The organism is Sphaerospermopsis torques-reginae ITEP-024 (assembly GCF_019598945.1).
In the GTDB taxonomy this organism is placed as follows: domain Bacteria; phylum Cyanobacteriota; class Cyanobacteriia; order Cyanobacteriales; family Nostocaceae; genus Sphaerospermopsis.
The window spans coordinates 455,987-478,427 of record NZ_CP080598.1; the positions used below are offsets into that span (position 1 = coordinate 455,987).

Annotated in this window: 17 protein-coding genes, 2 tRNA genes and 3 rRNA genes; 13 read left to right on the forward strand and 9 right to left on the reverse strand. The window is 40.7% G+C overall.

Annotated elements, in window-relative coordinates; genetic code table 11:
* Window positions 1-2: 2 nt before the first annotated feature.
* From gcvT to gcvP, 5 genes are all read left to right on the forward strand, one after another.
* Entirely contained in the window at window positions 3-1,139 is a 1,137-nt protein-coding gene (gene gcvT / locus K2F26_RS02025) for a glycine cleavage system aminomethyltransferase GcvT (protein ID WP_246605589.1), read from the forward strand.
* A gap of 82 nt (window positions 1,140-1,221) precedes the next feature.
* Entirely contained in the window at window positions 1,222-1,611 is a 390-nt protein-coding gene (gcvH, locus tag K2F26_RS02030) for a glycine cleavage system protein GcvH (protein ID WP_194056882.1), read from the forward strand.
* Between the two features lie 239 nt (window positions 1,612-1,850).
* Window positions 1,851-2,180: a hypothetical protein gene (locus tag K2F26_RS02035; RefSeq protein WP_194056880.1), complete on the forward strand. Its 330-nt coding sequence runs from the start codon at window positions 1,851-1,853 to the stop codon at window positions 2,178-2,180.
* Entirely contained in the window at window positions 2,171-2,548 is a 378-nt protein-coding gene (locus K2F26_RS02040; RefSeq protein ID WP_220610152.1) for an aspartyl protease, read from the forward strand. Before K2F26_RS02035 ends, K2F26_RS02040 begins: the two co-directional genes overlap by 10 nt.
* Before the next feature lie 110 nt (window positions 2,549-2,658).
* Window positions 2,659-5,571: an aminomethyl-transferring glycine dehydrogenase gene (gene gcvP, locus K2F26_RS02045; RefSeq protein ID WP_220610153.1), complete on the forward strand. Its 2,913-nt coding sequence runs from the start codon at window positions 2,659-2,661 to the stop codon at window positions 5,569-5,571.
* A gap of 135 nt (window positions 5,572-5,706) precedes the next feature.
* Here the strand turns inward: gcvP and K2F26_RS02050 are convergent, their stop codons facing one another.
* From K2F26_RS02050 to K2F26_RS02070, 5 genes are all read right to left on the reverse strand, one after another.
* A complete protein-coding gene (locus K2F26_RS02050) occupies window positions 5,707-6,930 on the reverse strand; it encodes a GTPase family protein (protein ID WP_220610154.1) in 1,224 nt (407 codons plus the stop codon).
* A gap of 820 nt (window positions 6,931-7,750) precedes the next feature.
* Window positions 7,751-8,146, reverse strand: coding sequence for a GxxExxY protein (locus K2F26_RS02055; protein ID WP_220610155.1), 396 nt, complete (start codon window positions 8,144-8,146; stop codon window positions 7,751-7,753).
* Window positions 8,147-8,489: 343 nt separating this feature from the next.
* On the reverse strand, window positions 8,490-8,732 hold the full coding sequence (locus K2F26_RS02060) for a hypothetical protein (RefSeq protein ID WP_220610156.1): 243 nt from the start codon (window positions 8,730-8,732) through the stop codon (window positions 8,490-8,492).
* 281 nt (window positions 8,733-9,013) lie between these two features.
* Window positions 9,014-9,880, reverse strand: coding sequence for an SDR family oxidoreductase (locus K2F26_RS02065; RefSeq protein ID WP_220610157.1), 867 nt, complete (start codon window positions 9,878-9,880; stop codon window positions 9,014-9,016).
* A 31-nt stretch (window positions 9,881-9,911) separates the two neighbouring features.
* Window positions 9,912-10,655, reverse strand: coding sequence for a tetratricopeptide repeat protein (locus K2F26_RS02070; RefSeq protein WP_220610158.1), 744 nt, complete (start codon window positions 10,653-10,655; stop codon window positions 9,912-9,914).
* Window positions 10,656-11,141: 486 nt separating this feature from the next.
* Between K2F26_RS02070 and K2F26_RS02075 the strand changes: the two genes are divergently transcribed.
* Both K2F26_RS02075 and K2F26_RS02080 read left to right on the forward strand, forming a co-directional pair.
* On the forward strand, window positions 11,142-12,104 hold the full coding sequence (locus K2F26_RS02075) for a protochlorophyllide reductase (RefSeq protein ID WP_220610159.1): 963 nt from the start codon (window positions 11,142-11,144) through the stop codon (window positions 12,102-12,104).
* A 205-nt stretch (window positions 12,105-12,309) separates the two neighbouring features.
* The gene (locus tag K2F26_RS02080; protein WP_220610160.1) at window positions 12,310-13,626 is read left to right on the forward strand and encodes a pentapeptide repeat-containing protein; all 1,317 of its coding nucleotides are present in this window, start codon (window positions 12,310-12,312) and stop codon (window positions 13,624-13,626) included.
* A 138-nt stretch (window positions 13,627-13,764) separates the two neighbouring features.
* On the opposite strand, the gene K2F26_RS02085 is transcribed toward K2F26_RS02080, so the two are convergent.
* Complete coding sequence (locus tag K2F26_RS02085; RefSeq protein WP_220611747.1) at window positions 13,765-14,160, reverse strand: carboxymuconolactone decarboxylase family protein; 396 nt, start codon at window positions 14,158-14,160, stop codon at window positions 13,765-13,767.
* A 125-nt stretch (window positions 14,161-14,285) separates the two neighbouring features.
* On the opposite strand from K2F26_RS02085, the gene K2F26_RS02090 reads away from it, so the two are divergent.
* Entirely contained in the window at window positions 14,286-15,233 is a 948-nt protein-coding gene (locus K2F26_RS02090) for a zinc-binding dehydrogenase (RefSeq protein WP_220610161.1), read from the forward strand.
* Window positions 15,234-15,320: 87 nt separating this feature from the next.
* On the opposite strand, the gene nadC is transcribed toward K2F26_RS02090, so the two are convergent.
* Together nadC and K2F26_RS02100 are read right to left on the reverse strand one after the other, a co-directional pair.
* Window positions 15,321-16,187: a carboxylating nicotinate-nucleotide diphosphorylase gene (gene nadC, locus K2F26_RS02095; RefSeq protein WP_220610162.1), complete on the reverse strand. Its 867-nt coding sequence runs from the start codon at window positions 16,185-16,187 to the stop codon at window positions 15,321-15,323.
* A gap of 63 nt (window positions 16,188-16,250) precedes the next feature.
* Entirely contained in the window at window positions 16,251-16,406 is a 156-nt protein-coding gene (locus K2F26_RS02100; RefSeq protein WP_220610163.1) for a hypothetical protein, read from the reverse strand.
* Between the two features lie 449 nt (window positions 16,407-16,855).
* On the opposite strand from K2F26_RS02100, the gene K2F26_RS02105 reads away from it, so the two are divergent.
* The 5 genes from K2F26_RS02105 to rrf all read left to right on the forward strand — a co-directional run bounded on the left by K2F26_RS02105 (window position 16,856) and on the right by rrf (window position 21,911).
* Window positions 16,856-18,342 (forward strand): 16S ribosomal RNA (locus tag K2F26_RS02105).
* Window positions 18,343-18,465: 123 nt separating this feature from the next.
* A tRNA-Ile gene (locus tag K2F26_RS02110) sits at window positions 18,466-18,539 on the forward strand.
* Window positions 18,540-18,625: 86 nt separating this feature from the next.
* A tRNA-Ala gene (locus tag K2F26_RS02115) sits at window positions 18,626-18,698 on the forward strand.
* Window positions 18,699-18,854: 156 nt separating this feature from the next.
* Window positions 18,855-21,680, forward strand: a 23S ribosomal RNA gene (locus tag K2F26_RS02120).
* A 113-nt stretch (window positions 21,681-21,793) separates the two neighbouring features.
* Window positions 21,794-21,911: ribosomal RNA gene (gene rrf, locus K2F26_RS02125) — 5S ribosomal RNA — on the forward strand.
* The 16S, 23S and 5S rRNA genes sit together here with 2 tRNA genes alongside, the layout of an rRNA operon.
* 222 nt (window positions 21,912-22,133) lie before the next feature.
* Here rrf and K2F26_RS02130 read toward each other — a convergent pair.
* Window positions 22,134-22,334, reverse strand: coding sequence for a hypothetical protein (locus K2F26_RS02130; protein WP_194054355.1), 201 nt, complete (start codon window positions 22,332-22,334; stop codon window positions 22,134-22,136).
* Window positions 22,335-22,441: the final 107 nt, after the last annotated feature.

A 22,441-nucleotide genomic window follows, 5' to 3' on the forward strand; every position in this document is an offset into this window, starting at 1 on the left:
CTGTGGCTAAACCAGAAAATAATACCCAAACTCTAGCGCAAACTTCTTTATATCACATCGGTGTTGAACTCAAAGCCCGCTTTACCAGCTTCGGTGGGTGGGAAATGCCGGTACAATATAGCGGTATTACCCAAGAACACCAAGCTGTTAGAAATGCTGCGGGGATGTTCGATATTTCCCACATGGGTAAATTTACTCTCCAAGGTCAAAACCTCATTTCCCAACTAGAAAAATTAGTTCCTTCCGATTTAAGTCGTATGCAACCCGGTCAAGCTCAATACACAGTATTGTTAAATGAGCAAGCGGGAATCATTGACGATATCATTATTTACTACCAAGGTAGAGAAAATACAGATAGCGAAAAAGCGGTAATTATCGTTAATGCTGCCACAACAGAAAAAGACAAAACATGGTTATTACAACATCTTGACCTGGATACAGTGCAGTTTCAAGACCTGTCACGGGACAAAATTTTAATTGCTGTTCAAGGTCCAAAAGCTACTAACATTTTACAATCTTTTGTATCCGATGATTTAACCCCAATTAAAGCCTTTGGACATCTAGAAACCAGTATTTTTGATCAACCTGCTTTCCTCGCTCGTACAGGCTACACTGGGGAAGATGGCTTTGAAGTGATGGTAGATCCTGAAGTGGGAATACAATTGTGGCAAAGTCTCTATGATGCTGGTGTCATTCCTTGTGGACTTGGTTGTAGAGATACATTGCGTTTAGAAGCTGCAATGGCACTTTATGGCCAAGATATTGACGATAACACCACACCCCTAGAAGCTGGTTTAGGATGGCTGGTACATTTAGATACTAAAGGCGATTTTATCGGGCGGGAAATTTTACAACAGCAAAAAACCGGGGGAGTACAACGTAAACTTGTAGGTTTGCAAACCCAAGGGCGAAATATTGCCCGTCATGGCTACCCCGTATTATCATCAGGTCAGGTAGTGGGAGACGTAACAAGCGGTACTTTATCACCTACCCTTGGTTATCCCATTGCTTTAGCTTATGTTTCCAGCCCACTGGCAACCGTTAAACAGCAGTTAGAAGTGGAGATACGCGGTAAAGCTTATCCAGCAGTCGTGGTAAAACGTCCTTTTTATCGCTCAAAAAATCGTGTTACTAACTGACAAGTTTTGAGATTTTTGAGGAATAATGTTGTTTGGGTTACTCTTGTAACTCCATTTTTTTTAACGTGGAAGAGGAAGTGTTATGGCTTTTGAATATCCCGATGATCTACGCTATCAAGATACTCATGAATATGTACGTCTAGATGGGGAAATAGCCACGATTGGTATTACTGAGTTTGCTATAGATCAACTGGGTGATATTGTATTTTTGGAACTGTCAGAAATTGGTGAGGCAGTCGAAGTAGGAAAAAAATTCGGTACAATTGAATCTGTTAAAGCGGTGGAAGACCTCAATTCACCAGTTACAGGTACAGTAGTAGAACGCAATGAAGATTTGATTAACTCTCCTGAGTCAATAGTTGATGATCCTTATGGGGAGAGTTGGTTGGTCAAAGTGCGTGTTAATGATCCTGGTGAAGTTGAAGATGGGATGACAGCTAGTGAGTATAGTGCTTCAGTAGAAGGTTTGTAAACCTGGGGACAGGTGACAGGTGACAGGTGACAGGTGACAGGTGACAGGTGACAGAGTTGAAATGTTCTTTGGATCTGTTTCTTGTCATCTGTTGATATACAGCAGGAGTCAGGAGTCAGGAGTCAGGAGTCAGGAGTCAGGAGTAAAACTTGCTTTGTGTATAGGTTTCAATTTAGATTTTGTACCTCATTGATCTGCAATCTGCTGTAAATTAAAACAAATCCCAAAAAATTTTTCTCATGAGACAGGTATCTTCTCCCCGTCGCAGTCGCATCCTTTCATCAGCAACTACAAAAACTGCACAGTTATCAGACATACATCATTCTCAAGCAAAACGTCAGGAAATAGCTAAACGGTGTCGTGTTATTTTTGAACGTCTTCGAGAACAGCTAATAGTAGATCATCATAACTGGTTTATTGCCATTGACCCCGATATGGAAGAATATTTGATTAATCCTGATCTACAAGGGTTAATACAGCAAATTCGTCAAAAATACAGCGATAACGACCTGAAACTAACTATATTTCGCCTCAATGATACGGGAAACTGCGGTAGATTATGGGTATAGGTTCTTTTGGTGACAATGGTGAGTTATGGTTAGAAATTCAGTTAGTTGCTACCAATAGCGAAGTATTTTCCGTTGAAGCTTTTTTAGATACTGGTTTTACTGGTGGGTGGTTAGCTATCAACTCCCAAGACTTAGCAGTTTTGGAGTGGCCAAGAATTGCAGCACAAATTGAAATGCGAACAGCAAGAGGTGAAGATTATTTTGATTTGTATGAAGGTAGAGTCATAGTTGATGAAACAGAGTTGATCATTCCTGTTCATGTTGGAGATGATATACCTGATACTCTCATGGGTTCAGCATGGTTGGATATCATGGAACTATTCATCAATAAATCTAAAAGTATATTTACGCTAAACAAAGTGGAATAATCTATTTTCTTAGATTCTATTCGTCAACTATGATAATTAATTTTCCTATTCCCTAATATTTCCAAGTAATCATTACAATATATGAAAATGTAACATCTGGAGCATAATTTGTGGTATCTAATCCCCCACGTCCTCAAGTTTCCGCTAAAATCAACCAAATAAGTGAGTTTGCTAAAAGACACATCGGACCAAAATCCGATGATGTTCAGCAAATGTTAAATTTATTGGGTTTGTCTAGTTTAGATGATTTAATTGATAAAACTGTACCCGATTCTATTCGCTTTCACCAAGATTTAAAATTACCAGCAGCACAAAGCGAATATGCAGCATTAGCAAAATTAAAACAAATCGCTGAAAAGAATCAAGTTTACCGTTCTTACATCGGTATGGGGTATCACGATTGTATCACTCCTGGGGTTATTCAACGGAACATCTTAGAAAATCCCGGTTGGTACACAGCTTATACACCTTATCAACCAGAAATCGCCCAAGGACGTTTAGAAGCGTTGTTAAATTTCCAAACCATGATTATTGATTTAACTGGCTTAGAAATTGCAAACGCATCTTTATTAGACGAAGCGACGGCAGCAGCAGAAGCGATGAGTATGAGTTATGGTATCTGCAAAAATAAATCCCATAACTTTTTTGTTTCTAGTGCGTGTCATCCCCAAACTATTGATGTATTGCAGACACGCGCTAAACCTTTGGGTATTAATATCATTATCGGTGATCATCAAACCTTTGATTTTGCCGAAACTATCTTTGGGGCAATTCTGCAATATCCCGCAACTGATGGTAAAATTTACGACTATCGCAACTTTATAGAACAGTCCCATGCTCAGGGTGCATTGGTGACAATTGCGGCAGATCCTCTGAGTTTAACATTACTCACACCCCCCGGTGAATTAGGGGCAGATATAGCGGTAGGAAGCACCCAGAGGTTTGGTATTCCGATGGGATTCGGTGGACCTCATGCGGCGTATTTTGCTACTAAAGAGGAGTATAAACGCTTACTTCCAGGGCGGATTGTGGGTGTATCAAAAGATGTTCATGGTAAATCTGCTTATCGGTTAGCTTTACAAACCCGTGAACAACATATTCGCAGAGATAAAGCCACCAGTAATATTTGCACAGCGCAGGTATTGTTGGCAGTGATGGCGAGTATGTATGCAGTGTATCATGGACCCGATGGTTTAAGGGCGATCGCTCAAAACATCCACCAATTAACCGCAACTTTAGCCGTAGGTTTGCAAAAGTTAGGTTATAAAATTGTTAGTGAAAACTTCTTTGATACTCTGCGGATAGAGTTAGGAAATACCAGTTTACAGGCAATTTTAGAAGCTGCGGATGCCAGAAATATCAACTTGCGGATTTTTGATAATTCTGATGTAGGTATTTCCTTAGATGAAACCACAACGGAAGCAGATGTAATTGATTTATTGCAAATTTTCGCAGGTACAGATAACTTACCTTTTAATATTGCAGAAATCACTTTTTCAAACTCTCACATTTCCCAAATTCGTGAAAGTGAATACTTAACTCATCCCATCTTCAACCGCTATCATTCAGAAACAGAATTATTGCGTTACTTACATCAACTAGAAACCAAGGATTTATCATTAACAACATCAATGATTCCTTTGGGTTCTTGTACCATGAAGTTAAACGCAACTTCAGAAATGATTCCCGTAACTTGGGCAGAATTTGGCAAAATCCATCCTTTCGCGCCAATTTCCCAAACCAGAGGTTATCAAATTCTCTTTCAACAATTAGAAAACTGGTTAGGAGAAATTACAGGTTTTGCGGGAATTTCTTTACAACCAAATGCAGGTTCTCAAGGTGAATATGCGGGACTTTTGGTAATTAGAGAATATCATCAAAATCGGGGAGAAGGACACAGAAATGTTTGTTTAATTCCCCAATCTGCACATGGTACAAATCCTGCGAGTGCGGTAATGTGTGGAATGAAAGTTGTAGGAATTGCTTGTGATGATCAGGGTAATATTGATGTTGCTGATTTAAAAGCGAAGGCTGAAAAACATAGCAATGAATTAGCAGCTTTAATGGTGACATATCCATCAACTCATGGAGTATTTGAAGAAGCAATTCAAGAAATTTGTGCCATAGTTCATGAACATGGTGGACAAGTTTACATGGACGGGGCTAATATGAATGCTCAGGTGGGTATTTGTCGTCCTGGTGATATTGGTGCTGATGTTTGTCATTTGAACTTACACAAAACTTTCTGTATTCCTCATGGTGGTGGTGGTCCCGGTATGGGTCCTATTGGTGTCGCTTCCCATCTTGTACCGTTCTTACCTGGACATTCTGTCATTAAAATACAGGAAAATAATCCAAAATCCAAAATCCAAAATCCAAAATTCTCTGGTGCGGTTTCTGCTGCACCTTGGGGAAGTGCGAGTATTTTGGTAATTTCTTGGATGTACATTGCAATGATGGGTGCAGATGGGTTAACGGAAGCTACCAAAATTGCGATTTTAAATGCTAATTACATCGCTAAGAAATTAGAGTCATTTTATCCAGTTTTATATGAGGGAAAAAATGGTTTTGTGGCACATGAATGTATTTTAGATTTACGTGCTTTGAAAAAATCAGCCAACATTGAAATTGATGATGTTGCGAAGCGGTTAATGGACTATGGTTTTCATGCTCCTACTGTATCTTGGCCTGTGGCTGGTACAATTATGGTAGAACCAACGGAAAGCGAATCTAAGGAAGAATTGGATCGTTTTTGTGAGGCGTTAATTGCGATTAGAAAGGAGATTTCTGAGATTGAATCTGGTAAGATGGATTTGCTAGATAATGTGTTGAAAAATGCGCCTCACACTGCGGAAAGTTTGATTGTTGGTGAGTGGAATCATGGTTATTCTCGTGAACAAGCTGCTTATCCTGCAAGTTGGAGTAAGGAATTTAAGTTCTGGCCAAGTGTGGGTAGGATAGATGCTGCTTTTGGGGATCGGAATTTTGTTTGTTCTTGTTTACCGATGGAGGCTTATAGTTAAATAGCTATCAGCTTTCAGCTTTCAGCAGTCAGCTAATTAAGTTTTGAAGATCCTCGATTTCTGAGTTCAATTTATCATTTATTGGTGGGGTTGAAAAAAGAAGTCGGGGATCTGAATTCTTAAATTTAATGCACCCTACGGAGTTTTACCATTGTTAAGAAAATACGCGATCGCTGTATCTCCTAAACCTTGTGTAGCGATCGCCCCAGCACTCGCAGCCAGCAAGCTACCCCAACCAGGTATAACCTTTAAGGCAATATCAGCAAGGCCAATCATACCAAGATTTGCACCTGCACCTACACCTCCTGTTACAAGAAAGTCTTGAACAGTTTGTTGTGAAAATTCCCTACCACTAAGCCAACCAACATACATCACCATAAAAGTTTGAATAACAGCAACTATTGGTATTGCTGCACCTGGAATTGGGTTAGCAGAAACAAAACCAGAGACAGCAGTACAAGCTGTAACAACTGTTCTCGCATTTTTGAGTTGAAACCCTTTAAGGTGCGCCATTCGGGACAAAGAGGCGTGCCGCTCTTTTGGTGTATGCTTAATCATTGTTTCCACTAATTCAGTAATATTCCACCGATAGTCTTGATCAGGAAGAATTAAACCGTTTTTTCCATCTTCATACTCAGCGTATGCGACAGTCGGAACAACCTCTTTTACATACGGGCTTAACCCTGATCTTTGGTTTAGAAAAACTGAAAAATTTGTAACTTGTTCCTGAAGATTGCGTTTTTTCCTTTCATTATCAGTTGGTAAAGGCTCTTTCGGAGGTGCTAATTCATCACACTTAGTTAAAACTCCAATAATAGGTAAGTTATTTTGATGATGTATCTTATTGATTTCTCTGATGATTAATTCACATTTGTTGAGGTCTTCTTGACTAGCACTATAAACTTCAGTTGCTTTACATAAGAATAGAATGATATCTGGACATTCTTTCTTAACAGCTTCGATAATACTTTCATAAGGGTTTTTGGCTGAATCGAATTGTCTTGGTGCTTCTAATTCCTGTAAACCTCTTGTATCTAAAATACGGATTAAATCACTTCCATTGTGGTAGTATTTCTTCCATTCAGCCATACCTGTTTCTGGTTTTATATCACTGACTTCTGCAACCTTTAAACCACAAATGGCATTAATTAAAGATGATTTACCAGATTTACAGCGTCCAATTACCATAACTCGTGGTGGACGCATTCCTTGAATCGCAGAACGTAAATTTTCTAATTTTTCTTGAATATCGCTTTTCATTCCCAAAATGTTTGGTAGTTTGCCAATATATTTCAAGAGTTCTGTTACTAGAAATTCGTTACGATCCAATGCTTTATTTATTTCCTGAGAATCAGTCATATTTGTAACTCCGAATTTGATTGCATTAAACGCTATATTACAGGGTATCATATATAACACTTACCTAGTAATAATTAATAAATATTAACATGATAATTTAGTGCGATCGCTCAACTTTTACCTTTACCTTAGAAAACCCAACACTTTCACAGTAATATAAATGATGATTAAATTGTTGGGTTTCACTGCGTTCTACCCAACCTACAGTTTGTATGGTGCGTTGGTAAATTGTAGGTTATTGGTGGGATGTTGAAATTTTAATTGTCTGAATCAGGATGTCCAGGATTTGAGGATTTTCAGGATTGTTATTTATATGTTATTGGTGGGATGTTGAAATTGTCATTGTCTGAATCAGGATGTCCAGGATTTGAGGATTTACAGGATTGTAATTGATGAATTGTCTGTGAATATTGAAAGATGATAAAATACAGTTACACCAACAGTCAAGAAGTAACAGCAGATAATTTAATAATTTAACAGATAATTTATCTTATCAATCATCCCAAAGTCTCTATTTCTCATAGACAATAAAACAACAACATCCTGTAAATCCTAAAATCCTGGTTATCCTGATTCAGACAAAAAAATCCTCAAATCCCCACATCAAATAAACAACAACATCCTGAAAATCCTAAAATCCTGGACATCCTGATTCAGACAAAAAAATCCTCAAATCCCCACATCAAATAAACAACAACATCCTGAAAATCCTAAAATCCTGGACATCCTGATTCAGACAAAAAAATCCTCAAATCCCCACATCAAATAAACAACAACATCCTGAAAATCCTCTAATCCTGGTTATCCTGATTCAGACAAATTAACCCTGATATCTAGAATTAAAAACCTTCCTATATTCCAACTTCAACGCACCAAAATTAATCAACAACCCCACAGGAAAATTATAAGCAACCAAATAATTTTTCGCTTGCGCTAAATGGACATCTTCTAAATTAATTATCGCTTTCAACTCCACAACAACCTGATTTTCAACTATAAAATCTGCTCTTCGTGTTCCTACTTCAATACCTTCATAATAAATTACTTGTTCTATCTCCCTTCCAAAACCTAAACCTGATTTTTGCAATTCAATTTCCATACATCTTTGATAAATAACCTCCTGAAAACCATTTCCCAAAGTTCGGTGTATTTTCATTGCACACCCATTAATTATATATGTGATTTCATCTAAGTTTTTATTATTGGGTGTGTTCATAGATGTACAGGATTGTTATTTGTAGGTTATTAGTAGGATGCTGAAATTATCATTGTCAGAATCAGGATGTCCAGGATTTGAGGATTTTCAGGATTGTAATTGATAAATTGTTTATGAATATTTGAATATTTTCAGGATTGTAATTGATAAGTTATTAGTGGGATGCTGAAATTTTCATTGTCTGAATCAGGATGTCCAGGATTTGAGGATTTTCAGGATTGTAATTGATAAATTGTTTGTAAATACTTGAATAGTATACAATAAAATTACTCTAAAAGTCAACAAATTAAAGTAGATAATTTAACAGATAATTGATTATCTAACATCTTAAAATCTGTTATGATCATTCTTCTCTACCTTGGATTCCACCTCTACGAGAAGCTAATTCTTGTTCTATTTCATCTGCATTTAATAAAGGTTTACCAGATGCAACAATTCTAGAGCGAATTTCTCGCAAACGTTCACCCAAAGGCGGTTTTTTAACTGTGGTTTTAAGGTGCAGAAAATCTACAAAATTTAAACCTTCTTCTTGTTTATCCTGGGGTAAAGACCGCCACTTTGTTAATAATTCTTGTTCTGAAATCATTGATTTTTACCTAATTATTTCCAAGATCATAGCAAATCTTAAATCTAATTACAACATAAGATTATAAATTATATTATAAATTTTTACTTTACCTAAATATTCCCAAAGTCTCTATTTCTCATAGAGAATAAAACAACAACATCCTGTAAATCCTATAATCCTGGTTATCCTGATTCTGACAAAAAAATCCTCAAATCCCCACTTCAAATAAACAATAACATCCTGTACATCCTATAATCCTGGTTATCCTAATTCTGACAAAATCATCAAAATTCCCCTATTTACAAACTCTCTAATTCTTCCCTCACCGACAATGGTTGATATCCCAAACTAAAAGCTTTTTCACTATCTAAAGAAACATCCTTTGGCCTTGGTGCTGCCATTTTCACATCATCTTGCAAACATGATTTTAGTTTATCATCTGGTAGTTGCATTACTTCCACTAAAAATTTACCAAAATCATAACGAGAAATTCTCTCTTTACCACCTAAATGAATAATCCCATTTACCTTTTCTAATGCTAATAATAATCCTTTTGCGGCTGTATTTGCACTGACTGGGGTGCGAAATTCATCTCTAAATAAACTTAGTTCTTTTCCGTCTTTCAATGTTTGTATAAAACCCTGAATAAAGCTTTTCGCTGTGGGTGTTTCCTTACCAAACATTAACGGCATTCTACAAATTGCAGCTTGGGGATATACTTGTAATATTCCTGTTTCTGCTTGCGCTTTTTGTTCACCGTAAATATTCACAGGTGAAACTGCATCTGTTTCTTTATACGGTGCTTTTAACCCATCAAAAACTAAGTCAGTGGAAGTAAAAGCTAAAGGTAAATTATGATCTGCACACAGTCCAGCAATGTCACAAGATGCGGTAACATTAATAGTATAAGATGACTGAGGATGCAGTTGACAATAATTTGGTTGAGATTGTGCCGCAGTATGAATTACTGCATCTGGTTTTATATGATGGAATATTTCTTTTAATTTCTGAAAGTCTGTTAAATCAACTTGCAATATTTTTACATTTGGTATCTCTAAAAAATGGGTGGCATAAGTAGCGTAAACTTCCCATTTTTCTCTCTTTGCTATTTGGCAAAGATGCCAACCTAAGAAACCACTCGCACCCGTAATTAGGAGTTTTTTCATTATCTATTTCGACTCCTGACTCCTAAATTCTTCATTTTAATAATTCCTGAAATTCCTTTTTCTCCCTGATTTTATCAAAATCTGTGTCATTTTGGGCTAATTTTTGGTATTTTTCAGGTTGCATTTGCATAGCTTTTACTAGGTACTCAATTGCTAAGTCTGGTTTATTTTGTAAGGCATAATTACAAGCTTTATTGTAATATGCTTGGTGGGAATTTGGGTTGATACTGATAGCTTCATTATAAGATGCCAAACCTTCTTTGTACCTGCGTAATTTTGTTAGTGCAATTCCTCTGTTGATCCAAGCTTCAAATTTATCTGGTTCAATAACTATAGCTTCATCGTAGGATTTTACGGCTTCTTCATAACGCCGTAAAGCTGATAAAGCATTACCCCGATTATACCAAGCTTCATTTTTATTCGGACGAATGGCGATCGCTTTATCATAGGATTCTAAAGCCTCGTCATACCGATGTAAAGCTATCAGGGCATTACCTCGATTCACCCATGTTTCTACGCTGTCTTTTTTAACTTCAATTGCTTGATTATAAAAAACCAGAGCTTCTTTGTAGCGACTGCTATCTAAAAAATTATTGCCTTGAATGAATAATTCTTCCGCTTTTTGACTATCTTGTACTTCTGCTATGAGTTGAGCAACATTGTTTTCTTGTACAACTTGTTTGGTATATTCTGTTGATGATATTGCCAAATCACCACAACCAACAGCCAAAAAACTCATGAATCCACAGGCAATAAAGTATCGCCTCAATATCATACTGCACCTACACAACTCATAATTTAATCTTATGCCTTTTGAATGTTTGAAAATTGTATCCAAGTCCACTAAACTGCTATTAATTATCTTGTATTTGAATGAAAAAGAAATAAAGAATTTGATAAGTTTTGATTTAATCACATAAACTATACCATGTCCAGCTATAATTAATCAATTATTTTATACAATCTATTCTCAATTTGTCCATAACTTTGACTGTATATTAAGCTTTTCAAGTTTGGTAAAATTACCAAATATGAGGATTTATTGCATTATTACAAATAAATCTGCCAAATATGCAATCACTCACGATCTGTCCATATATAAATTAAATTGAATTAATCTCATGCAACTTAGCAAAAATTGTTATCTTTTTTTGGTCAGGATTTCCCTGTTTTCATCCCGTAAGCTACAAGGCTGATCATGGATGAACATGGTGTGAGATCATAATAATAACTCAACTACAATCATCAGATTCTCAAGACGATGGAACAACAGCATAAATCAACGGTTATAATCACAGGCGCTTCCTCTGGTGTGGGTTTGTACGCAGCTAAGGCTCTAGCTGACAGAGGTTGGCACGTTATTATGGCTTGTCGCAACCTGGAAAAAACCCAAACAGCAGCCCAAACAGTGGGAATCCCTAAAGACAGCTACACTATTATACACATAGATTTAGGCTCTTTAGATAGTGTAAGAAAATTTGTTCAGGATTTTAGAGCTACGGGCAGATCATTAGATGCTTTGGTGTGCAACGCTGCTATCTATATGCCTTTGATTAAAGAGCCTTTATATAGCCCTGATGGATATGAGTTAAGTGTGGCTACTAACCATCTTGGCCATTTCCTGCTGTGTAACTTGATGTTGGAGGATCTAAAGAAAGCTTCCACTTCTGAACCCAGACTAGTGATTTTAGGAACAGTTACACACAACCCCAACGAGTTAGGCGGCAAAATTCCCCCTCGTCCCGATTTGGGAGATTTAAAAGGTTTTGAAGCTGGATTTAAAGCTCCCTATACCATGATAGACGGTAAGAAATTTGAACCGGTTAAGGCTTACAAAGACAGTAAAGTTTGTAACGTTTTGACTATGAGAGAATTACACAGACGTTATCATGATTCAACGGGTATTACTTTTAGTTCCCTGTATCCCGGTTGCGTGGCTACCACTGCCTTATTCCGTAACCATTATCCCTTGTTCCAGAAACTCTTCCCTGTGTTCCAAAAATACATTACTGGGGGGTTTGTTTCCGAAGAATTAGCTGGTGAAAGAGTAGCTGATGTAGTAGCAGATCCAGCTTACAATCAATCTGGAATTTATTGGAGTTGGGGAAATAGACAGAAAAAAGATGGCAAGTCCTTTGTTCAGAAAGTTTCCAATGAAGCCAGCGATGATGCTAAAGCTGAAAAAATGTGGGACCTCAGCGCCAAGTTGGTAGGACTACCTTAACAAATTCTTGTTTCCGTTTCCATAAAAAATAAATTTTTAAAGCAAAAGTCAGGAGTTAAAAGTCAACAGCGCGACTTACTCCTGGCTTGTTGATACAGTAGGTTATAAGGGAGAGGTGACAGGTGACAGTAATTAATTTACCAATTACCAATTACCAATTACCAATTACCAATCTAAAATTGAATCTAATTCTTCTCATCCACAAATGCCAGAACCCATTCCAGAACACAATTTAGAACCAGATGATTTTGATAGTGCTAGTGAAAATGAACTCACAGCAGAAGGTTTAGCTGCACAACAAGCTTTAGCAGCTATTTCTTCTTTACAATCTCCCCAAAATACCAATGCCCTCAAAAGAGCAACATCTGGGTTTAGAGAACATTATCACAGTCAAGTTGCTGTTAAACCTAGAGCTTTAATTTTTACTTTATTAGCGATCGCCCTAACTTTTATTGGTATTGCTATTAATAACTCATTCCTGGGTATTTTGGGAACTTTCGCAACTTTGGTTTTATCCATAGCCATGCTATTTCCTTTGTTGCAAGATGTGATCAAAGAATGGTTTTCTCCAGAAGATAGAACATTATTATTAGCTTTTATAGGTTTATTGGTAGGTATTATTGGCTTCTTTAAATTTAGCGGCTTAGGTTATCATCTCTTACGTTGGGGCAAAAAAATTAACTGGGAAGCTTCAGGAACTTTAGCAGAATGGTTTGGTGCTTTAGGACAAATTTTGATAGCTATTATTGCCGTTTATGTAGCTTGGCGACAATATGTAATTTCTAAAGATTTAACTATTCAACAAAACTTGCTTACAGTTCAACAAAATATTATTACTCAACAACAAACCATAGATTCTTATTTTCAAGGAATTTCTGATTTAGTATTAGATGAAGAAGGATTATTAGAAGACTGGCCGCAGGAAAGAGCCATAGCAGAAGGACGAACTGCTGCAATTTTTAGTAGTGTAGATGGCAGTGGTAAAGCCAAAATTCTCCGCTTTCTTTCCCGTTCCAAACTGTTAACACCATTAAAACGCGATCGCCGTTTAGGTAGAGCCATTCTCGATGGTAGCGGTGGCTACGCCGAAGACAGAATAGAAGGTGTACGGGTAATAGATTTAGGTGTAATGTTAGCAGGTGCAGACCTTTCTTACACAGATTTACGGTGGACTGACTTGAGTGAAGCTAACCTAGTGCGTGCTAACCTTAGTGGTTGTGATTTAGTCAAAGCCAACCTTGCCCGCACGATTTTATATGAAGCAAATTTGAGTAATGCCGATTTAAACAGTGTCCGGTTATTTTATGGTTCATTAGAAAAAGCCTCACCCCGCAGTCGCACCCACCCACCCGACTATGAAACCGGAGAATACACCGGTGCAGTAGTAGAAAATGCCGATTTTAGCAACGTACAAAGAATGTCAGAACCCGTGCGTCGTTACTGCTGTGCTTGGTGCGGAGAAAAAAGCAGAAAAACCATTCCCGGTGGTTGTGAAGGTATTTCCAACAAGTTGGGAAAATAATTGACAATTGATAATTGATAATTGTTTCATTCAAGGTTTAAAATATCCCCTTTGAAGGGGAAAAAAGAAAAAAATTCTGCTTTTTCAATCTTCGCGCTCCAAGGGATAGGTAATTATTAATTGTCCATGATTGAAGTTTTACTGCTGTTTAAAGATTTCATCCACAGGAATTTTATAACCATTTGCAAACCTATTAGTCATATTTGCAGCACCAACAATAGCCATCAATTCCCCAAACATCGTATCAGTCATCCCCTTATTTTTTGCGGCTGCGGTATGTGATGCAATACAATATTCACAGTTATTAGTCACACTCACAGCAATGTAAATTAATTCTCTCATCAGTGGATCAATTTCCCCAGGACCCGCCATAATTTCCTTGAGACTTTCCCAAGTACGGCGTAAAGTTGGAGGATGATTAGCTAAAGCTTTCCAGAAATTATTGATATATTCAGTTTGCCTTGTAGCGCGTATATCGTCGTAAACTGCGCGTACTTCTGGGTTAGCATCTTTGTATTCGATTAGGTTAGTCATCATAATTTTTGTGATCAGTTTTGTCAATATTCAGACAATAAAGATAATAAATTGATGCTGATAAAGTAATTGTAATATAAACCAAAGAAAAACAAGTTTTTAACCCAAACCAGGATATCAAAAACATGAACAACAAAATTCGTGCTGTCGTCGTTGATCCCAATATACCAGGACGCTTGGCCTTGGGTGAGGTGAATGCACCCACACCCGCAACAAACGAAGCCATAATTAAAGTTGCCTCAATTTCACTCAATCGCGGCGAGATCAGACGCGCTTCTACTGCCCAAGCAGGTTGGCGGCCTGGTTGGGACCTCGCCGGTACTGTAGAAACACCCGCCGCAGACGGTTCAGGACCAGCACAAGGAGCGCGGGTAGTGGGTTTTCTCCCGTCTGGTGCTTGGGGTGAAATAGTTGCAGTACCTACCCACTCTCTCGCAGAACTCCCCCGCTTTGTATCATTTGCTCAAGCTGCCACATTACCCATAGCAGGTTTAACAGCCTATCATATCATGAAAAAAGGCGGTTTTCTCCTCAATCAACCTGTGTTAATTACGGGGTCTTCTGGTGGTGTTGGTAACTTTGCTATTCAATTAGCACGGTTAAGCGGTGCAAAGGTTACAGCCCATTTACGTACTTCTAAATATGAACCAATAGTCAAAGAAGCAGGATCTCATCACATTGTTATTGGTGAAGATATATCACCTGCTCAACAATATGGACCATATCATTTAATAATAGATTCTGTAGGCGGTGATGTTCTCGGTAAAGCGTTAGGTTTCTTAGGTATAAATGGTCAAGCAGTAGTATTTGGAACTACTGCCGGAAGAGAAGTAACTTTTAATGCAGGTAATCTCTATGCTCTTGGTGGTGCGAGTATTTACGGTTTAATAGTCTTCCATGAACTCAAGCAAGAACCAGCTTCTGTAGGGTTAAAATGGTTAGTGGAATTAGTAGAATCAGGACAATTACGCCCTCATATTGACATAGAAGCCCCTTGGACAGAAATTGCTGATATAGCTCAAAAACTGGTAGATAGACGTTTTCCAGGAAAAGCAGTTTTACACATTTCCTAACTGATAAAAATACTTAACTCGTTAACTCGTTCCCAGTCTCTGACTGGGAATGCCATCACAGAGGCTTTGCCTCTGCTGCTACATTGCTTAAATCATTTTCATACTTAAATCCAACCACCTTGATTGAGTAATTGGCGCACTACTAGAAATATAATCAACACCTGTTTCTGCTACTGCGCGAATAGTTTCTAAACTGACATTTCCCGATGCTTCAATTTTCACTCGGCTATCCTGTTCACGAATTAACTGCACAGCCTCAGTCATCATTGTTAAAGGCATATTATCCAACATAATAATATCGGCTTGATACTTTAACGCTTCTTGCACCTGTTCTAAACTTTCTGTTTCCACTTCAATAGTCAGAGGATAAGGTATTTGAGAACGAATACTGGTAATGGCTTCTCCAATACCCCCAACCGCCGCAATATGATTATCCTTAATCATCACTGCATCATCTAACCCCATGCGGTGATTAATTGCCCCCCCGACAGCAGAAGCGTACTTTTCCAAAATTCTCAAACCTGGTGTAGTTTTGCGCGTATCCACAAACATTGCAGGTAAATCTGCTATTTTCTCCACATATATATTAGTTAACGTTGCAATTCCACTTAACCGCATCGCCAAATTTAACGCCACCCGTTCACCCATCAACAGCGCATCTAATGAACCCTGAATTTCCGCTACCACATCTCCCGCTTCACACCTTGCACCCTCAGACTTGACAGCTACAAACCTGACTTGATGATTTAATAACTGAAACACCCTGGCTGCGATCGGTAAACCTGCAATGATTCCTGGGGCTTTTGCTACCCACCTCGCTTGTCTGATAGTTGAATTTTGGGATAAAAGAGATTGAGTTGTGCGATCGCCCCTCCCAATATCCTCCATTAACCAACTTTGCAACAATTGATCCAGCACCAAAAATGGTGGTAATACAGCCACAGAACTCTTCATTTGAATTCTCACCTTTGGAATTTAGTCAAGTATTATGTCTACTCAACCCTATCAACAATTGTTTCATCTCCTGCGATCGCTCACAGAAATTCCAGAGTCATAAATAAACAAACTCAGCATAATTCCCCATCTACTGTAGTAGTAAAGCAGGTGTAGTAGTAAAGCAGGTTTGCATATCGCAGCAAAAGCCCTACGCTGGCAGCTAGAACGTACTCCCATCAAACAGATACTTTAGTAGAGGAATTTTGGCGGAACTTTAGCCGTGATGATTACGAAATGCTGATTGGCAAATCCAAACTACTTTATCTACGGCAAAGGTTTTTGCACCAAGTCGCTGAAAAAATCATGCGTCCAGGCTGATAGTCCATCTGGATTCATGGACATCTACTAATTTCATTGCCCCAACCCTTACAGCACAAGGAGTTGAACTGATTAGAAAAAAAATTCCAAAAAAAGTTTGAAAAAGTAGTTGACATTCCAAGATAGGTTCGCTATATTGAATAAGTGCCTGAGAGAGAGCCGCGAGAGAGCGGGACTCGGAAGGACACCGAACCTTGAAAATATTATAGTTTGAAAGACAGTATACAACAAGTCCTGCGTCAAGTAAAGAAAATGATACCGGACTGAGGTATTAAAAGACAGTCAAAGAAGAGCTAAACAAACTTAACAAAACGGAGAGTTTGATCCTGGCTCAGGATGAACGCTGGCGGTATGCTTAACACATGCAAGTCGAACGAAATCTTCGGATTTAGTGGCGGACGGGTGAGTAACGCGTGAGAATTTGGCTTCAGGTCGGGGACAACAGTTGGAAACGACTGCTAATACCGGATGTGCCGGAAGGTGAAAGATTTATCGCCTGAAGATAAGCTCGCGTCTGATTAGCTAGTTGGTGGTGTAAGGGACTACCAAGGCGACGATCAGTAGCTGGTCTGAGAGGATGATCAGCCACACTGGGACTGAGACACGGCCCAGACTCCTACGGGAGGCAGCAGTGGGGAATTTTCCGCAATGGGCGAAAGCCTGACGGAGCAATACCGCGTGAGGGAGGAAGGCTCTTGGGTCGTAAACCTCTTTTCTCAAGGAAGAAAAAAATGACGGTACTTGAGGAATAAGCATCGGCTAACTCCGTGCCAGCAGCCGCGGTAATACGGAGGATGCAAGCGTTATCCGGAATGATTGGGCGTAAAGGGTCTGTAGGTGGTACTGAAAGTCTGCTGTTAAAGAGCAAGGCTCAACCTTGTAAAAGCAGTGGAAACTACAGAACTAGAGTGCGGTAGGGGCAAAAGGAATTCCTGGTGTAGCGGTGAAATGCGTAGATATCAGGAAGAACACCGGTGGCGAAAGCGTTTTGCTAGACCGCAACTGACACTGAGGGACGAAAGCTAGGGGAGCGAATGGGATTAGATACCCCAGTAGTCCTAGCCGTAAACGATGGATACTAGGCGTGGCTTGTATCGACCCGAGCCGTGCCGGAGCTAACGCGTTAAGTATCCCGCCTGGGGAGTACGCACGCAAGTGTGAAACTCAAAGGAATTGACGGGGGCCCGCACAAGCGGTGGAGTATGTGGTTTAATTCGATGCAACGCGAAGAACCTTACCAAGACTTGACATCCTGCGAATCCCGGTGAAAGCTGGGAGTGCCTTAGGGAGCGCAGAGACAGGTGGTGCATGGCTGTCGTCAGCTCGTGTCGTGAGATGTTGGGTTAAGTCCCGCAACGAGCGCAACCCTCGTTTTTAGTTGCCAGCATTAAGATGGGCACTCTAGAGAGACTGCCGGTGACAAACCGGAGGAAGGTGAGGATGACGTCAAGTCAGCATGCCCCTTACGTCTTGGGCTACACACGTACTACAATGCTACGGACAAAGGGCAGCTACACAGCGATGTGATGCAAATCCAAAAAACCGTAGCTCAGTTCAGATCGAAGGCTGCAACTCGCCTTCGTGAAGGAGGAATCGCTAGTAATTGCAGGTCAGCATACTGCAGTGAATTCGTTCCCGGGCCTTGTACACACCGCCCGTCACACCATGGAAGTTGGTCACGCCCGAAGTCATTACCCCAACCGTTTGGAGGGGGATGCCTAAGGTAGGACTGGTGACTGGGGTGAAGTCGTAACAAGGTAGCCGTACCGGAAGGTGTGGCTGGATCACCTCCTTTTTAGGGAGACCTACCCATTTAGATATCGAACACAATCAGTAATTAGATACTAAACTGGTCTACTCTAGGTCGGTCGCAGACTTGAAGAGTGTCGTCTTTCAAACTATGATTGGGTTCATTTAAGGGCTATTAGCTCAGGTGGTTAGAGCGCACCCCTGATAAGGGTGAGGTCCCTGGTTCGAGTCCAGGATGGCCCACCTGAAAGAATTTTAGATTTTAGATTTTAGATTTTAGATTAAAAAAACAATCCAAAATCCGAAATCCAAAATCCAAAATTGTGGATGGGGGTTTAGCTCAGTTGGTAGAGCGCCTGCTTTGCAAGCAGGATGTCAGCGGTTCGAGTCCGCTAACCTCCACATTGGAAAAATTCAGCACCTGAAACTATGAGAATAGTGCAGAATGCTGGATGAAAGTCCAGTCAGAACCTTGAAAACTGCATAGTAACGCGAGGCAGTCAGTAATCTAGTGCGAAAGCAGCAGATAAACTGAAATGAAAGAAACCAATGTCAAGTGGTCAAGCTAATAAGGGCTAATGGTGGATACCTAGGCACACAGAGGCGAAGAAGGACGTGGTTACCTACGAAAAGTTCCGGGGAGTTGGAAGCAAACGGTGAGCCGGAAATATCCGAATGGGGCAACCCTATGTACTACCTGTTGAATATATAGACAGGAAAGAGCCAACCTGGCGAATTGAAACATCTTAGTAGCCAGAGGAAAAGAAATCAACTAGAGATTCCCCTAGTAGTGGTGAGCGAAAGGGGAAAAGCCTAAACCAAGAGGTTTACCTTTTGGGGTCGTGGGACAGCGATATCGAATCCAGAGACTAGACGAAGCAGCTAAATACTGCACCAGAGGAGGTGAAAGTCCTGTAGTCAAAAGTTAAAGGATAGTAGCTGCATCCCGAGTAGTACGGAGCACGTGAAATTCCGTATGAATCAGCGAGGACCATCTCGTAAGGCTAAATACTACTGTGTGACCGATAGCGAACAAGTACCGCGAGGGAAAGGTGAAAAGAACCCCGGAAGGGGAGTGAAATAGAACATGAAACCATTAGCTTACAAGCAGTGGGAGTCCGATTAAACGGATGACCGCGTGCCTGTTGAAGAATGAGCCGGCGACTTATAGGTACTGGTAGGTTAAAGCGAGAATGCTGGAGCCAAAGGGAAACCGAGTCTGAAGAGGGCGATAATCAGTATTTATAGACCCGAACCCTGGTGATCTAACCATGTCCAGGATGAAGCTTGGGTAACACCAAGTGGAGGTCCGAACCGACCGATGTTGAAAAATCGGCGGATGAGGTGTGGTTAGGGGTGAAATGCCAATCGAACCAGGAGCTAGCTGGTTCTCCCCGAAATGTGTTGAGGCGCAGCGGTAATGATTAAAGTCGGGGGGTAAAGCACTGTTTCGGTGCGGGCTGGGAGACCGGTACCAAATCGAGACAAACTCAGAATACCCGATGAACACATTGCCAGTGAGACGGTGGGGGATAAGCTTCATCGTCAAGAGGGAAACAGCCCAGACCACCAGCTAAGGTCCCCAAATCATCACTAAGTGATAAAGGAGGTGGGATTGCAGAGACAACTAGGAGGTTTGCCTAGAAGCAGCCACCCTTGAAAGAGTGCGTAATAGCTCACTAGTCAAGCGATCCTGCGCCGAAAATGAACGGGGCTAAGTGATGTACCGAAGCTGTGGGATTAACTAAACATTAATCGGTAGGGGAGCGTTCCGTCGTAGGTAGAAGCAGTAGCGGCGAGCAGCTGTGGACGAAACGGAAGTGAGAATGTCGGCTTGAGTAGCGCAAACATTGGTGAGAATCCAATGCCCCGAAACCCTAAGGGTTCCAGAGCCAGGTTCGTCCACTCTGGGTTAGTCGGGACCTAAGGCGAGGTCGAAAGGCGTAGTCGATGGACACAGGGTCAACAATCCCTGACTAAGATATGGGAGCATTGCTAGGGACGCATGAAAGATAGCCACACCCTGATTGGTTTGGGAGACGGTTACGACCGTTGCGTGGTGAATGTTAGTGCCAAGAAAAGCTAGTAATGTGATGAACATATGTTACCCGTACCCGAAACCGACACAGGTAGGGAGGTTGAGAATACCAAGGGGCGCGAGATAACTCTCTCTAAGGAACTCGGCAAAATGGCCCCGTAACTTCGGAAGAAGGGGTGCCCACGAGAGTGGGTCGCAGTGAAGAGATCCAGGCGACTGTTTACCAAAAACACAGGTCTCCGCTAACTCGAAAGAGGACGTATGGGGGCTGACGCCTGCCCAGTGCCGGAAGGTTAAGGAAGTTGGTCAGTGGTAACATGAAGCTGACGACCGAAGCCCCGGTGAACGGCGGCCGTAACTATAACGGTCCTAAGGTAGCGAAATTCCTTGTCGGGTAAGTTCCGACCCGCACGAAAGGCGTAACGATCTGGATGGTGTCTCAGAGAGAGACTCGGCGAAATAGGAATGTCTGTGAAGATACGGACTGCCTGCACCTGGACAGAAAGACCCTATGAAGCTTTACTGTAGCCTGGAATTGTGTTCGGGCTTCGCTTGCGCAGGATAGGTGGGAAGCGATGAACTTCTCCTTGTGGGGGGAAGGGAGCTAACGGTGAGATACCACTCTGGCGAAGCTAGAATTCTAACTCATCTCCGTGAGCCGGAGAGAGGACAGTTTCAGGTGGGCAGTTTGACTGGGGCGGTCGCCTCCTAAAAGGTAACGGAGGCGCGCAAAGGTTCTCTCAGCACGCTTGGAAACCGTGCGGCGAGTGTAAAGGCATTAAGAGAGCTTGACTGCAAGACCGACAAGTCGAGCAGGTACGAAAGTAGGCCTTAGTGATCCGACGGCGCAGCATGGAATGGCCGTCGCTCAACGGATAAAAGTTACTCTAGGGATAACAGGCTGATCTCCCCCAAGAGTCCACATCGACGGGGAGGTTTGGCACCTCGATGTCGGCTCATCGCAACCTGGGGCGGAAGTACGTCCCAAGGGTTGGGCTGTTCGCCCATTAAAGCGGTACGTGAGCTGGGTTCAGAACGTCGTGAGACAGTTCGGTCCATATCCGGTGCAGGCGTAAGAACATTGAGAGGAGTCCTCCTTAGTACGAGAGGACCGGGAGGAACGAACCGCTGGTGTACCAGTTATTGTACCAACAGTAGACGCTGGGTAGCCACGTTCGGAGCGGATAACCGCTGAAAGCATCTAAGTGGGAAGCCCACCTCAAGATGAGTGTTCTCACTACTTTAAGTAGGTAAGGTCACGGGCAGAACACCCGTTTATAGGCTCTATGTGGAAGTACAGTAATGTATGTAGCAGAGGGGTACTAATAGACCGAGGGCTTGACCTCAAACATCATTGGCATAATTCGCGTTACTTGCAGTCTTCAGGGTTTTGAACGATTATTGATAATTCTTTAATTTTCAATTATCAATTGTCAATTATCAATTCCCAACGGGTTTTCCTGGTGTCTATGGCGCGGTGGAACCACACTGATCCCTTCCCGAACTCAGAGGTGAAACGCTGTTGCGGCGACGATAGTTGAGGGGTTGCCCTCTGTCACAATAGCTCGATGCCAGGGCTAATATTATATCATAAAACCTCTCTTTTGATAAAGCAAAGAGGGGTTTTTGATATTTTGTACTTGACCTTCAGAAAGAAGTAAACTAGACAAGGGATAATTAGTTTAAAAATGGTGCAATTAGTGGCAATAATTATTAGATACTGCCACTAGAGATGATTATTAATAGTATGAAATTCGTTATTGCATTTGCTTGTCCAGGAAGTTTTAAGAACTAGGAAATTAAGGATCTTCTGGAAATACCCATTTTGGTGGTTCCATCATTTTTTTGCGGAGTCTTTCTTCTGCCATTTCTAGCATTTTATCTAAAGAAGTCTCTTCAATAAATTTGGAAGTTGCTTCTCTAAACTCAATATTGGGACATTTATCGCCTAAAATGCAACCGTTCACGCAAGCTTCAGCACAGTTAATTGTTTGCTCCACAGTAAATTCCTCTCTCAAGTACGGCGTTATTAACCTTTAGATAAATATTACTATTAAGTTTGTATGGTTGAAGTTATTCTTCCTATGACCTGTCACTTGTTATCTAA